A 13,379-nucleotide genomic window follows, 5' to 3' on the forward strand; every position below is an offset into this window, starting at 1 on the left:
ACCATCCGGTCGCCGGCCGTGGCGCGCCCCGCGTGCGCCCGGCCGTCCTTCGGACGAAGGGCAACCACCATGCGCACCCCCCACGCCCTGCTCGCCACGACCGCCACGGCCGCCGCACTGGCCGCGGCGGTCGTGGCACCCCCGGCCACCGGCGCCGACGCGGTGCCATCGCCCGGCGCCTACTACGTCCAGAGCGCCGCCACGGGGCTGAACGCCGCCGACAGCGCCGGAGCGATCGAGCAGCACCGGCCGCGCGGCGACGAGGACCACCAGCGGTGGAACCTGCGGGCCTCCGGCGGCTCCCACCTTCTGGAGAGCGCCGAGCGCCCGGGCGTCTGCCTCGGCCGCGAGGGTGCCCGGGCAGCGGCCGTCAGCTGCGCGAGCGGCGACGCCGCCTGGCACATCACGCCCGTCGGCACCGATCGCCACACCCTCACAGCCCCCGGCACCGGGCGGCACCTCACGGTCGCTCCCAAGCCCCCCGGCGCCAACCACCCCGCACGGCTCGACGTCGGCTCCGGCACCGGAGAGCTCGCCACCTGGTACCTCACCCCGGTCGTCCCCGTCACCGCCCCCATGCCGCCGCCGGACCGGCGGACCCTGGACCAGATCACCTTCCTGACCGCGCACAACGCCTACGCCAACGGGGTGGACGGCGGCTTCGCCCCGCCCTTCGTCAACCTCTTCCCCAACCAGAACCGGGGCATCGAACGCCAACTGGCGGACGGTGTACGCGGTTTCATGCTGGACATCCACCGGACCCGGGACGGCGCGATCCTCTGCCACAACAGCTGCACCCTGGTCAGCAGGCCGGTCGCCCTGTGGGTGGACCTCCAGCGGATCGTCGACTTCCTGAAGGCACACCCCGACCAGTTCGTGACCGTCTTCCTCGAGGACTACGTCGACCCGGGCGTCCTGAGGGCCGAACTGGCCCGGGTGAAAGGCCTGTCCGACGTGCTCTACCGGCCCGACCGCACCGGCGTCCGTGAGAACGGCTGGCCGGCCCTGGCCGACCTGACCGCCGCCGGCCACCGGCTGCTGCTGTTCACCGACCGCGGCCGGGCCGCCGACGAGGCCGCGGGGCTGACCCGGGACAGCTTCGGCGTGATGTACCAGCGGGAGTGGACCGTGGAGAACCACTGGTCCATGGGGCCCGGTGTCGGCACCTCCGACTGGTCCTGCTACAGCCGTTGGTACGACGCCGGCACCAACATCCCCCTGACCCGGACCGAGCCGGGTTTCCGCCCGCTGTTCGTCATGAACCACTTCCGGGACGCCGCGGTCGCCTCCACGGTCGCCACGGACAACGGCAAACTCGCCGACCGGGCCACCCGGTTCTGCGGGCCCGCGGCCCGCAAGAAGCCCAACTACCTCGCCGTGGACCGCTACGACCTCGGTGATCCGGCCTCCGCGGTCGCCGCGCTCAACACCTACACATATCCGTAGGGTACGCCGGGGCGGGCGCGCGGCCCGCCTTCCCGCCCCCGGCGTGACGGTACGTCAGCCGGCCTGGCCGGTCACCGGATAGTGGTCCGACAGGTTGGTGTACGTGTACTCGGTCCCCCAGCTCGACACCGTCCAGGGCGGGCTGCTCTCCTTCACGACGTCGTTCCGCCACACCGCCGGCCGGGCGTGGCCCGCTCGGTGCAGCACGTGATCCAGGTCCTCGCGCGGGTCGTCCGGGTAGCGGTCACGCGCGAGTGAGTTCTCCTGCGTGTCGAAGGAGTACGGGTGCCCGGTCCGCGCCCCGGCGTCGGCCAGTCCGGCGTCGGCGAGCATCGAGGCGTACTCGGAGCCGCGCGAGTCCACGTTCAGGTCACCGGCGACCAGGACCTGCTCACCCGCCGGGATGCGCTTGGCGTCCAGGAACGTGTCGATCGCCCGGAACTGGCGGCTGCGCACGGCGGCCGCCTCGCCCGGATCGCACCCCGGGTCCGTGGACTGGACGTGTGTGCCCACCACGTGGACCCTGCTGCCGTCGACGTCCAGCACCACATGGACGAAGCCCTTGTTCGACCACCAGTCGGCCCCACAGGCGTCACGGAAGACGTACTGCTCCTTGCGCAGGATCGGCCACTTGCTGAGCACCACCACGCCGCCGTCCTCCGGTGTCGTCGCCGAGTAGGCCCCGCCGGTCACGTCCCAGCCCTCCCGTCCGCGGCCCATCACCGGGGTCCGGTGCGGATACTCGGCGGCGGCCGACCTCAGCAGTGCCTCCGAGGAGGAGTTGTCGAACGCCTCCTGCAGCACCACGACGTCGTGGCCGCGGAAGAACGGGGCCTCGGCGATCTCCGCGGCGCGATGGTCCTGGCCCCAGTTCGGGTACAGGGACCTGCTCATGAGGAAGGCGTTGTACGTCAGCACGTCGAGCGGCCGCGGCGCCCCCTCGGCGGCGTTCGCCGCGGGGGCCGTGCCGAGCCCACCGGTGGCGGCGAGGGCGAGCGCCACGGCGGCCGCGCCCCGGGTGCGGCGCGGTACGGAGTGCGTCACTGGATCTCCCTGTGCGTGAGGGGTGAGAGGGGTGCCGCACATCGAACCACCCAAAATTACCCTCAGGTAACTCCCGTACGGGAAAAGGTTGTCCGGCTGGGGTACATGACCGGAAATCCGCCGCCACCGGCCGCCGTGCGGCGGTCGGCGGCGGACGGTCGCGGGGCGGATGGGCGGCGTGGGGGACGCCGGCCCCGTCAGGACTGGCGCTTCGGAGAGTTTTACGTATAACCTCTCCGGTCAATCCCCCCGTCCGGAAAGGACACGATGAGACGCGTCGCCCTGGTCACCCTCGTCGTCGACGACTACGACGAGGCGATCCGCTTCTACACCGGTGCCCTCGGATTCCGGCTCGCCGAGGACACCCCGCGGCCCGACGGCTCCCGCTGGGTCGTCGTCGAACCGGACGCCGGGCACACCGGCGCCGCGCTGCTGCTCGCCCGTGCCCGGGGAGAGCAGCAGCGGGCCCGGGTCGGCGACCAGACCGGCGGGCGCGTGGGCTTCTTCCTGCACACCGACGACTTCGCCCGCGACCACGCCCGCATGACGGCCGCGGGCGTGACCTTCCTGGAGGAGCCGCGCCACGAGCCCTACGGCTCGGTCGCCGTGTTCCGGGACCTGTACGGCAACCGCTGGGACCTGCTCCAGTCCGCCGACTGACACCGCAGCACACCGACCGCGAGCCGCCGACGGGCGCCCCCAGCGGCACCGCGCCCTGTCGGCACCGCGCCGCCCTGTCGGCACCGGCCCGCCCCCCCGAACGACCGACACAGAACACCGACACAGAACGACCGACACGGAACCGCCGAGGAACGCACCGCCCATGACCACGCCCCGCATCGACACCGACACCCTCCGCCGCCTGCCCAAGGCCGTGCTGCACGACCACCTCGACGGCGGTCTGCGTCCCGCCACCGTGGTGGAACTGGCGGCCACGGTCGGCCACACCCTGCCGACCACCGACCCCGGCGAGCTGGCCGGCTGGTACTTCGAGGCCGCGAACTCCGGTGATCTGGTGCGCTACATAGCCACCTTCGAGCACACCCTCGCGGTGATGCAGAACCGCGAGGGCCTGCTGCGCACCGCCGAGGAGTACGTGCTCGACCTCGCCGCCGACGGCGTGGTCTACGGCGAGGTCCGCTACGCCCCCGAGCTGATGACCCGGGGTGGGCTGACCCTGCCCGAGGTCGTCGAGACCGTGCAGGAGGGGCTCGCGGCCGGCATGGCCAGGGCGGCCGCGGCGGGCACCCCGGTACGGGTCGGCACGCTGCTGTGCGGGATGCGGATGTTCGACCGGACCCGGGAGATCGCCGACCTGGTCGTGGCGTTCCGGGACGCCGGTGTCGTCGGCTTCGACATCGCGGGCGCCGAGGACGGCTTCCCGGCCGCCGACCACCTGGACGCCTTCGAGTACCTGCGCCGCGAGAGCGTGCCCTTCACCATCCACGCCGGCGAGGCCCACGGCCTGCCCAGCATCCACCAGGCGCTCCAGGTGTGCGGCGCGCAGCGCATCGGGCACGGGGTGCGGATCACCGACGACATCCCCGACCTGGCCTCCGGCAAGCTCGGCCGCCTCGCCGGCTGGGTGCGCGACCGCCGGATCGCGCTGGAGATGTGCCCCACCTCCAACCTCCAGACCGGCGCCGCGACCTCCATCGCCGAGCACCCGATCACCGCGTTGAAGGACCTCGGCTTCCGGGTCACCCTCAACACCGACAATCGGCTGGTGTCCGGCACCACGATGACCCGCGAGATGTCCCTGCTGGTGGAGCAGGCCGGATGGACCGTCGAGGACCTGCGCACGGTCACGGTCAACGCGGTGAAGAGCGCCTTCCTGCCGTTCGACGAGCGCAACGCCCTCCTGCGCGACGTCGTCCTGCCGGGCTACGCCTCCGCGCTCTGAAGCAACCCCCGCACATAGGCGGCCTGTCCGGCGTGCTGGAGATCGTCGGACAGGACGCTGACCAGCCGGACCCCCAGGCTCACCGGGGGGTCCCAGCGTTCGTCCACGACGCGCTCCAGGTCCTTGGTGGCCAGTGGGCGCAGCACGCCCAGGGTCTGCTCGTGCACGGCGTCGTAGTACCCGGTCAGCAGGTCACCGCTGTCCACCCGCACCTTGGCGACCTTGGCCGAGGTGTGGCCGTAGCCGGTGTCGCGGCGCGGCAGGCCGAGGGCGAAGCGCTTGTCCCAGCCCTGGGCGAGCCATACCTGGTCGAGGCCGAAGGCGTCGGCGACGTGGTCGTCCTGCACCCGGGTGAGGTGCCAGACCAGCCAGGCGACGGAGTTGGCGTCGGGGCCCGGCCGGGCGTTCAGCTCGTCGGGGCCGAGGCCCTCGACGGCCGCGTGGACCTCTTCCCGGATGCGCCCGTAGCCCTCGATGAGGATGTCCTTGGCATGCATGGGTCCAGCCTCGCGCATGCCGCCCTCACCCGCCCCCCGTCTCCAGGAGCGCCATCAGCGCCCGGGCTGCTGGGCTGGTCGCCTGCGGCGGCGGAACCAGGGTGACGGTCTCGTACACCGCGTCGCCGGCGTCCTTCAGGGGCAGGGCGGTCAGGGCCTCCCGCTTGTGCCGGAAGTGGCGCGGTACGACCGCGATGCCGAGGTTCTGGTCCACCAGGTCGAGCAGGCTGTGCACGTCGTTCACCTCCAGCGCCACCGTGCGCCGCACGCCCGCGGCGGCGAAGGCGGCGTCCGTGGCGCGGCGCGGCCCCCAGTCAGGGTGGAAGTCCACGAAGACCTCCTCGCCCAGGTCCTGCGGGGTCAGCGGCGCCCCCGCCCGGGCGAGCCGGTGGTCGGGATGGCACAGCACGGTCGGCGGCTCGCCGGCCAGCGGGACCGAGCGCAGGTGCTCGGTGTCGTCCTGCGTCCGGTAGGCGAAGGCCAGGTCCAACCGGCCGGCGGCGACCTCCTCCGCGAGCGTCCCCGAGCCCCACTGCCGCAGTCTGATCTCCACGTCCGGATGCCGGCGCCGGAATGCGGCCAGCAGCCGCGCCACGTGCACCCCGGCGATGCACTGCTCGGTGCCGAGCGCGAGCGTGCCGCGCAGCACCCCCTGGACCGCGGCGACCGCCTCGTGCGCCGCCCGCACCTGTGCCAGGATCCGCTCCGCCTCCGCGAGCAGGGCCCGCCCTGCCTCCGTCAGCGTCACCCGGCGGGTGGTGCGGACGAACAGCGGTGACTGGAGCTCGCGCTCCAGTGCGCGGATCGAGGCCGACAGCCCCGACTGGGAGACCATCAGCCGTTCCGCCGCCCGGGTGAAGTGCTGGTCCTCGGCGACGGCGACGAAGTGCTGAAGGTGGCGCAGTTCCATGATTGAGAAGCGTATCCGCTGAATCCCATCGGATTCTCCTGTTGGACCACTGTCCGCAGGTCGCGACAGAGTGGACGGCGGTTCGGCACCACCCGAGCCGGCCACCGTGTGCCCAACCCCCTCTGGAGTCGCGTTGTACACCGCACACCCCGACCGCTATGCGGACCTGCCCTACCGGCGCACCGGACGCAGCGGCCTGAAACTCCCCGCGCTCTCGCTCGGTCTGTGGCACAACTTCGGTCCCGACCGCCCGGCCGAGACCCAGCGCGCCATCCTGCGCCGCGCCTTCGACCTGGGCGTCACCCACTTCGACCTCGCCAACAACTACGGTCCGCCGCCCGGTGCCGCCGAGTCGGCCCTCGGCGAGGCGCTGAGGGCCGACTTCGCGCCGTACCGCGACGAGCTGGTGATCTCCACCAAGGCCGGCTATCTGATGTGGCCCGGCCCGTACGGCGAGTGGGGCTCGCGCAAGTACCTGCTGTCCTCGCTCGACCAGAGCCTGAAGCGGATGGGCCTGGACCACGTCGACATCTTCTACTCGCACCGCTACGACCCCGGGACTCCGCTGGAGGAGACGATGGGTGCCCTGCACTCGGCGGTGCAGCAGGGCAAGGCGCTGTACGTGGGCGTCTCGAACTACTCCGCGGAGCAGACCCGCGAGGCGGCCCGCATCCTCGGCGAGCTGGGCACCCCACTGCTGATCCACCAGCCGCGCTACTCGATGCTCGACCGCCGCCCGGAGACCGAGGGGCTGCTGGATGCCCTCGACGAGCTCCGGGTCGGCTCCATCGCCTACTCCCCGCTGGAGCAGGGCCTGCTCACCGCCCGCTACCTCGACGGCATCCCCGAGGACTCCCGGGCGGCGAGCGACAGCCCCTTCCTGAACACCGACGCCCTCACCGAGGACCTGGTGGGCCGGCTCCGCACCCTCCACGACATCGCCCGGTCCCGCGGGCAGAGCCTGGCGCAGATGGCGCTGGCCTGGGTGCTGCGCGACGGGCGCGTGACCTCCGCGCTGGTCGGCGCGAGCAGCCCGCGGCAGCTGGAGGACAGCGTCGCGGCCACCCGCAACCTGGGCTTCGACCGGGAGGAGCTGGCCCGCATCGACGCGGTCGTCCAGGGCTAGGCCGACCCGCACCGGAGCGTCCGCCCGCCCCTTCCCGTGGGGCGGACGCCTCACCGCCCCAGCCGTTCCAGCAGCCGGACGGTGACGGTGTCGCCCTCCTCCTTGCCGATCGCCCGGCGGATCTCCGCCTTCACGGGCAGCATGTGGGTGCCGTCCCCCAGAGCCATGAAGGAGCTGCGGAACGGGTGCCCGTCGATCGTCCCGCGCACCTTGACCAGCCCCCGCGTCCCGAAGTACTCGACGGACCCCGGCCACACGAGGTACGTCCAGCCGCCGACGGCGGGGCTCCTGCGCAGTACGGCGGTGAATTCCTCGTCCAGTTCTCCCGTACGGGTCATGACGTCCTCCGCTCTCGACGGTGCCGGCCCTCGTCCTTCAGACGCATGGGCCACCGGGAACTCATCGCCCGCACGCCGACCCGCAGGTCCGGGCCCCCCGACCGGCTTTCGGCCAAACCCCGCCGTGAATATGCCAGGAGACTGGCCGGAAACACATGGTGACAGTGTTTCAGCGGTGAACATACTCGACAGCGGGAGCGCTTCACACCACGCGACAGCACCCTCACGGACAGCACGCGAGCCGCGCGGATCCAGGCCGGTCCGGCCCCACGGGACCGCAACGGGGGAGGGGAACGTGCACGACGAATTCCTGTGCCACGTCACGGCGTACGGGGTCTGCGACGGTCGGCGCATCGGCGTACCCCTGGGCACCTACCGGGCGCCCACCCTCGCCCTCGCCCTGTGGTGGCTGCGCGACCGTGCCTCCTGGATCGCCGAGCGGCTCGACCCCCGGCCCGAGGCCGAGCACTTACCGCAGGGCGCGCTCGTCCCCGTCCCCGACGGCGTGCCCGACGTCCCGGCCGTGCTGCGCGCCTGGTGCGCGGATCCCGGCCGGCAGGAGCAGGTGGCCGAGGCGCTGGCCGCCGGACGGCTGGTGCGCGTCGCCACCGGCGACGACACCACCGAGTACGAACTGCTCGCGGAGTCCGTGGACGCCCTGCGCATGCAGCGTGCCGCCCCGGTGCTCGGCGTCCCGGTCGCCTGAGCGGCGCCACCCGCGTCACCCTCCGTGACACCAGGCACTCGAATGGGGCAATCGGTAGAATCCAGACATGGCGGAGCGGCCGGTCGCGCCGGAGCTCGTCCTGGAGACCGAGACGGGCTCCACGCTGATGCTTCCGGTCCGCGACTACCACGTGGGACGCGACCCGTTGAGCGACATCGTCATCGACGACGCCCGGGTCTCCTGGCACCACGCGGTGCTCCATCCCGTCGACGGCCACTGGACCGTCGAGGACGAGCACAGCACCAACGGCACCTACGCGGACGGCCACCGCGTCCGCGCATGGAACATCGGACCCGGCAGCGTCATCCGCTTCGGCCACCCGCAGGACGGCCCGCGCGCCGTCCTGCTGGACCGGGCCCCGCCCGCCCCGCAGCGCCTGTCCGCCGTGGCCGACCCCGCCCTGACCGGTACCTACCGACAGCCCACCACCGTACGGCCGCTGCCCACCCGCACCGTCCGCATCGGCCGTGCCGCCGACAACGACCTGGTCATCGACGACCTGGTGGTCTCCCGCCGGCACGCCGAACTGCGGGCGCTGCCCGACGGGACGTACGAGATCGTCGACCTCGGCAGCCACAACGGCACCTATCTCAACGGCCGCCCCGTCACCAGTGCCCCGGTCGCCCCCGGCGACGTCGTCGGCATCGGCCACTCCGCGTTCAGCCTGGTCGGCGACCAACTGCAGGAGTACGTCGACACGGGCGAGGTCTCCCTGGACGTGCAGGACCTCACCGTCGCCGTCGACCGCGGCCGCAGGACACTGCTCGACGGAGTGTCCTTCCCGGTGGGGGAGAAGTGCCTGCTCGCGGTGGTCGGTCCGAGCGGCGCCGGCAAGTCCACGCTCCTCAACGCCCTCACCGGGCAGCGCCCCGCCGACCACGGCACGGTCCTCTACGACGGCCGCGACCTCTACCGCGACTACGCCGAGCTGCGCCAGCGCATCGGCCTCGTCCCCCAGGACGACATCCTGCACGCGCAGCTCACCGTCCGCGCCGCCCTGTCCTACGCCGCCGAACTCCGCTTCCCGCAGGACACCGCCAAGGCCGAGCGCCGGGCCCGGGTCGACGAGGTCATCCGCGAACTCGGCCTGGAGCAGCGGGCGGGCCAGCGCGTGGACAGCCTCTCCGGCGGCCAGCGCAAGCGGGTCAGCGTCGCGCTGGAACTGCTCACCAAACCGTCCCTGCTGTTCCTCGACGAGCCGACCTCCGGCCTCGACCCCGGCATGGACCGCTCGGTGATGCTCATGCTGCGCACCCTCGCCGACGACGGCCGGACCGTCATCGTCGTGACCCACAGCGTGCTCAGCCTGGAGGTGTGCGACCGCCTGCTGGTCCTTGCCCCGGGCGGCCGGATCGCCTACTACGGGCCGCCCGAGGAGGCCCTCGCCTACTTCGGGTTCACCCAGTGGCCCGAGGCCTTCGAGGCGTTCGAACACGACCGGGACCGCGACTGGGCGGGGGACTACCGCGCCTCGCCGTTCCACGGGCGGTACGTCGCCGACGCCACCGCCCAGCCCCGCCTGCCGCGCTCCGGCCCCGTCGTCATCACCCCGCCGCCCCGCCCGCGCAGCCGGACCGCCCAGCTCGGCACCCTGATACGCCGGTACGCCGCCGCACTGGGCGCCGACCGCACCTTCCTCATCATCATGATCGCCCTGCCGTTCGTCATGGGGGCCATGGCCCGCGCCCTGGCCGGCGGCACCCTCACCCGGTCCAGCGCGATGAACGCACTGCTCATCCTGTGTGTCGGCGCGGTGCTCACCGGCGCCGCCAACGCCGTGCGCGAACTGGTCAAGGAACGGGTGATCTACCGGCGGGAACGGGCCGTCGGCCTGTCCAGATCGGCGTACCTGATGTCGAAGATCGTCGTGCTGGGCACGATCACCGTGCTCCAGGCCGTGGTGCTCACCCTGGTGGCGCTGCTCGGTGTCGACCTCAACGCGCCGGACGGCGAGGGCGTGCTGCTGCCGCCCCTGGTGGAGATCACGATCGCCGTGGCGCTGCTCGCCTTCACCGCGATGATGCTCGGCCTGCTCGTCTCCGCGCTGGTGCGCAAGGAGGAGGTGACGATGCCGCTGCTGGTGCTGCTCGCCATCGTCCAGGTCGTCTTCTGCGGCGCCCTGCTCAAGCTCGACGGTGTCCCCGGCCTCGAGCAGCTCTCCTGGCTGGTGCCGTCGCGCTGGGCGCTCGGCGCGATGGCCGGCACCATCGCGCTGTCCCGGATCGTGCCCGACGAACTGGCCCGGGACCCGATCATGCGGCACCTGACCGGAGTGTGGCTGCTGAACGTGACCATGCTGGTCGCGCTGTCGCTGCTGTTCGGGTTCCTGGTCTCCCGGCTGCTGCGCCGGCAGGAACCGGCCGTGATGCGGAAGTAGACGAGACCATGACGACCACCCCGGCCGCGGGCTTCCGCCCCACCCACGTCGTACCGCCGGACGGCATGCCCGCCTGGGAGGAACCCGACCCCGGCCGGCCCACGGCCGACCTCGATCCGCTGCTTCCCGTGCTGCTCGCCGAGCGACTCGGCGACTGGGGCCGGGTGGTGTGCTCCAACGGCTGGACGGCCTGGGTCGACGGCCGCCTCCTGGTCGCCGTGCCCGCGGATCCGCCCGCCCCGGACGCCCCGATGGCCCGCACCGCGGACCCGCGCCCCCTCCTGCACCGCACCGAGGAGGCACTGGCACGCTACCGCGCCGCCGTGGACGACCTCGCCCGCGGCGGCCTCGACGGGGAGGCCTTCCGGGCGCGCACCCGCGGCCTGCGCGTCGGCCTCGTCGTCGACGGCGAGGCCCTGTGGCTCTACGACGCCGACCACGGGCGCTGGGTGTACACCGACGGCACCCGGCTGCACACCTACGCCGCCGACGAGGGCCCTCGCGCCGCCCCGGCGGCCGATCACGCCCCCACACGCGTGGTGACCGGCGGCGCGACCCGGTTCACCGCCTCCGGCGGGGACGCCGGATGACCCGGGACACGAGCCTGTTCGCAGGCCGGCCCTCGGAGCTGGTCGGCCGGCAGGTCGCGGGCTACCGCATCGAGCAGGAGATCGGCCGCGGCGGCATGGCCGTCGTCTACCGCGCCCGGGACCTGCGCCTGGACCGCACCGTCGCCCTGAAGCTGCTCGCCCCGGAACTCGCCCGCAACGACACCTTCCGCCGCCGCTTCACCCACGAATCCCGTACCGCGGCCGCGATCGACCACCCGCACATCGTGCCCGTCTTCGAGGCCGGCGAGACGGACGGCATCCTCTACATCGCCATGCGCTACGTCGCCGGCAGCGACCTGCGCCACCTCCTGGACCGGGAGGGCCCGCTGCCGCCGCCCACCGCCGTGCGCATCGCCGCCCAGGTGGCCTCCGCGCTCGACGCCGCCCACGATCACGGCCTGGTCCACCGGGACGTGAAACCCGGCAACGTCCTGGTCTCCCGCGGCACCGACAGCGACCACCCCGAGCACGTCTACCTCACCGATTTCGGCCTCACCAAGAAGTCGCTGTCGCTCACCGGCTTCACCACGGTCGGCCAGTTCGTCGGCACCCTCGACTACGTGGCCCCCGAGCAGATCTCCGGTCGCCCCGTCGACGCCCGCTGCGACGTCTACGGCTTCGCCTGCGTCGTCTACGAGACGCTCGCCGGTCACCCGCCCTTCCGTCGGGACGACGACATGGCCCTGCTGTGGGCCCACCAGTACGACGACCCGCCACCGCTGACCGCCGCCCGCCCCGAGCTCCCCCCGCAGACCGACGCCGTCCTCGCCAAGGCCCTTGCCAAGAGCCCCGACGACCGCTACGCGTCCTGTCTGGACTTCGTCGCGGCCCTGCGCACCGCGATGACCGGCGGGCCCGGGGGCAGCCCGCAGCACACCCCCACCCGCGTGGACCTGCGCGTGCCCCCGCCGGGGGAGGAGCCCCCGAGGCCGCCGCCGCGCTGGGCCCGGCCGGCGTTCGGGCCGCCGGCGTAGGCCCGCAGGGGCGGCGCACCGCCGGCCCGTCGGAGGCCGCCGGGCGTCAGCCGTCCGTCTCCCCCCGGCGTCGGATCCCCCGGGCCGGCAGCGCGCCCGCGAAGCCCATGACCAGTCCCCACAGCAGGGCCGGCCCCAGTGCGCTCCAGAGGCGGGGTTCGAGCAGCACCAGTCCGCCCAGGCCCCCGCCGAGGTCGCCGATGCCGAGGACGGACAGGCCGACGCGGGCGGAGACGCGGCCGAGCAGGCAGACCGCCGCCACGGTCAGCGCGAGGGCCACCGCCATGTGCACGGCGTGCTGCCAGGCACGGATGCGGGCCGGGGACAGGGCCGCCATCACGAACGCGGCGGCGAGCAGCAGCATCGCGGCGGCCACCGGCAGCCACCACACCCTGCCGTCCCGCTCGGCGAGGGTGGCGAGGTTCAGCGCGGAGACCTCCGGAGTGCGCAGCACCTCGTCGAGCACATGCGGCATGGGCAGCCCGAACGGGCCGTCCACCCTGCCGTCCCAGGTGGCGCCCAGTCCGATGGTCAGCGCCAGCCACATGACGTTCGGCAGGCCGAGCAGGATCACGGCGAACGTCTCAGCCGCATGCCCGCGCGTGGCGGCGACCACCAGCGCGACGAGGAGACCGACCGCGACGCAGGAGAGCAGCAGCAGGAGCATCGCGTACGCCGCCGGACGCACCGACGCATGGAAACGCAGCAGCCGGGCGGGCAGCGGGGCACCCCGCGACACGAGCAGGGCCACCACCAGCACGCCTGCCAGCCACACCAGGCCGACGAGAACGGTGAGCGGCACATCGGTGGAGAAGCCGACCTCCGGCGTGATGCCGAACAGGTCACCGAGGTCGCCCAGCGGCCCCTCGCCGAGGGAGATCTCGAAGGTGTGCCGGGCCGCGAGCGCCAGGCCGACCAGCACCGGCACCCACACGGCGGCGATCCTCGCGGCCCATCCCGCCAGCTCCGGGGCCCCGGCGACGGCACGGTGCCGCAGCGGGCGCAGGAAGCCCCAGCCGAGGACGAGCGCACCGGTCAGGGTCACGGTCAGCGGCATGACGGTCAGTCCGCCCTCCGTGCCGGCCAGTTCACCCGCGTCCCCGGAGAGCTCCACGGTGCCGCCCACGGCCGTCACCACCGTCGCCGCGAGCACCTTGGGGAAGGCGCCGTCCGGCAGGTCCGCGGCGCCGGCCGCCCACAGCCCGAGCGCGGCCGGCACGCCCATGGCGAGCAGTGCGCAGAGCACCGTGCCGAGCGCCTGCGCCCAGCCGTGACGGGCGACGGCCTGGCCGGAGGAGGTGCGTGAGCTCACGTTTCCCACGCTAGGCAGGGCCGGCGGAGCCCGCCCGCCGGGAGGTCCGTCCGCGTCGGCTTGCGGACGGCACGGGACCGGCGCACACAATGAGGTAACGGGAACTAGCGCACA

13 protein-coding genes are annotated in these 13,379 nt (G+C 73.2%); 8 read left to right on the forward strand and 5 right to left on the reverse strand.

Features of this window, described 5'->3' with window-relative positions; all coding sequences use genetic code 11:
* The first annotated feature begins 69 nt into the window (after positions 1-69).
* A complete protein-coding gene (locus tag ACFYOV_RS26570; protein ID WP_389091507.1) occupies positions 70-1,446 on the forward strand; it encodes a phospholipase in 1,377 nt (458 codons plus the stop codon).
* A gap of 54 nt (positions 1,447-1,500) precedes the next feature.
* On the opposite strand, the gene sph is transcribed toward ACFYOV_RS26570, so the two are convergent.
* A complete protein-coding gene (gene sph / locus ACFYOV_RS26575) occupies positions 1,501-2,490 on the reverse strand; it encodes a sphingomyelin phosphodiesterase (RefSeq protein WP_389091509.1) in 990 nt (329 codons plus the stop codon).
* A gap of 267 nt (positions 2,491-2,757) precedes the next feature.
* Here sph and ACFYOV_RS26580 point away from each other — a divergent pair, with 267 nt between their 5' ends.
* Positions 2,758-3,150 (forward strand): VOC family protein, encoded by a 393-nt coding sequence (locus tag ACFYOV_RS26580; protein ID WP_389091512.1) that lies wholly within the window; start codon positions 2,758-2,760, stop codon positions 3,148-3,150.
* Between the two features lie 163 nt (positions 3,151-3,313).
* Positions 3,314-4,393: an adenosine deaminase gene (locus ACFYOV_RS26585; protein WP_389091515.1), complete on the forward strand. Its 1,080-nt coding sequence runs from the start codon at positions 3,314-3,316 to the stop codon at positions 4,391-4,393.
* On the opposite strand, the gene ACFYOV_RS26590 is transcribed toward ACFYOV_RS26585, so the two are convergent.
* The gene (locus ACFYOV_RS26590; protein ID WP_389091517.1) at positions 4,375-4,890 is read right to left on the reverse strand and encodes a DUF664 domain-containing protein; all 516 of its coding nucleotides are present in this window, start codon (positions 4,888-4,890) and stop codon (positions 4,375-4,377) included. The two genes, ACFYOV_RS26585 and ACFYOV_RS26590, sit on opposite strands and share 19 nt — an antisense overlap.
* Before the next feature lie 25 nt (positions 4,891-4,915).
* Positions 4,916-5,800 carry a LysR family transcriptional regulator gene (locus tag ACFYOV_RS26595; RefSeq protein ID WP_389091520.1) on the reverse strand — a complete coding sequence of 295 codons (885 nt, stop codon included), beginning with the start codon at positions 5,798-5,800 and terminating at the stop codon, positions 4,916-4,918.
* A 133-nt stretch (positions 5,801-5,933) separates the two neighbouring features.
* Between ACFYOV_RS26595 and mgrA the strand changes: the two genes are divergently transcribed.
* Complete coding sequence (mgrA, locus tag ACFYOV_RS26600; protein ID WP_389091521.1) at positions 5,934-6,926, forward strand: L-glyceraldehyde 3-phosphate reductase; 993 nt, start codon at positions 5,934-5,936, stop codon at positions 6,924-6,926.
* A gap of 50 nt (positions 6,927-6,976) precedes the next feature.
* Here the strand turns inward: mgrA and ACFYOV_RS26605 are convergent, their stop codons facing one another.
* Positions 6,977-7,264 (reverse strand): DUF1905 domain-containing protein, encoded by a 288-nt coding sequence (locus ACFYOV_RS26605; RefSeq protein WP_389091523.1) that lies wholly within the window; start codon positions 7,262-7,264, stop codon positions 6,977-6,979.
* 295 nt (positions 7,265-7,559) lie between these two features.
* On the opposite strand from ACFYOV_RS26605, the gene ACFYOV_RS26610 reads away from it, so the two are divergent.
* From ACFYOV_RS26610 to ACFYOV_RS26625, 4 genes are all read left to right on the forward strand, one after another.
* Positions 7,560-7,970 (forward strand): hypothetical protein, encoded by a 411-nt coding sequence (locus ACFYOV_RS26610; RefSeq protein ID WP_389091525.1) that lies wholly within the window; start codon positions 7,560-7,562, stop codon positions 7,968-7,970.
* 67 nt (positions 7,971-8,037) lie between these two features.
* Positions 8,038-10,368: an FHA domain-containing protein gene (locus ACFYOV_RS26615; protein ID WP_389091527.1), complete on the forward strand. Its 2,331-nt coding sequence runs from the start codon at positions 8,038-8,040 to the stop codon at positions 10,366-10,368.
* Between the two features lie 8 nt (positions 10,369-10,376).
* Positions 10,377-10,958, forward strand: coding sequence for a hypothetical protein (locus ACFYOV_RS26620; protein ID WP_389091529.1), 582 nt, complete (start codon positions 10,377-10,379; stop codon positions 10,956-10,958).
* On the forward strand, positions 10,955-11,953 hold the full coding sequence (locus ACFYOV_RS26625) for a serine/threonine-protein kinase (RefSeq protein ID WP_389091532.1): 999 nt from the start codon (positions 10,955-10,957) through the stop codon (positions 11,951-11,953). The genes ACFYOV_RS26620 and ACFYOV_RS26625 overlap by 4 nt, the downstream gene beginning before the upstream one ends.
* Positions 11,954-11,999: 46 nt before the next feature.
* On the opposite strand, the gene ACFYOV_RS26630 is transcribed toward ACFYOV_RS26625, so the two are convergent.
* A complete protein-coding gene (locus tag ACFYOV_RS26630) occupies positions 12,000-13,265 on the reverse strand; it encodes a streptophobe family protein (protein ID WP_389091534.1) in 1,266 nt (421 codons plus the stop codon).
* Positions 13,266-13,379 lie beyond the last annotated feature (114 nt).

The sequence above is a fragment of the Streptomyces sp. NPDC005931 genome, assembly GCF_042871235.1.
Lineage (GTDB): Bacteria > Actinomycetota > Actinomycetes > Streptomycetales > Streptomycetaceae > Streptomyces.

Excerpts from the sequence above, each read along its gene's own strand:
- ACFYOV_RS26570 (WP_389091507.1), top strand. The coding sequence starts at position 70 with ATGCGCACCCCCCACGCCCTGCTCGCCACGACCGCCACGGCCGCCGCA.
- ACFYOV_RS26580 (WP_389091512.1), top strand. The coding sequence starts at position 2,758 with ATGAGACGCGTCGCCCTGGTCACCCTCGTCGTCGACGACTACGACGAG.
- ACFYOV_RS26585 (WP_389091515.1), top strand. The coding sequence starts at position 3,314 with ATGACCACGCCCCGCATCGACACCGACACCCTCCGCCGCCTGCCCAAG.
- ACFYOV_RS26590 (WP_389091517.1), bottom strand. The coding sequence starts at position 4,890 with ATGCATGCCAAGGACATCCTCATCGAGGGCTACGGGCGCATCCGGGAA.
- ACFYOV_RS26595 (WP_389091520.1), bottom strand. The coding sequence starts at position 5,800 with ATGGAACTGCGCCACCTTCAGCACTTCGTCGCCGTCGCCGAGGACCAG.
- ACFYOV_RS26605 (WP_389091523.1), bottom strand. The coding sequence starts at position 7,264 with ATGACCCGTACGGGAGAACTGGACGAGGAATTCACCGCCGTACTGCGC.
- ACFYOV_RS26615 (WP_389091527.1), top strand. The coding sequence starts at position 8,038 with ATGGCGGAGCGGCCGGTCGCGCCGGAGCTCGTCCTGGAGACCGAGACG.
- ACFYOV_RS26620 (WP_389091529.1), top strand. The coding sequence starts at position 10,377 with ATGACGACCACCCCGGCCGCGGGCTTCCGCCCCACCCACGTCGTACCG.
- ACFYOV_RS26625 (WP_389091532.1), top strand. The coding sequence starts at position 10,955 with ATGACCCGGGACACGAGCCTGTTCGCAGGCCGGCCCTCGGAGCTGGTC.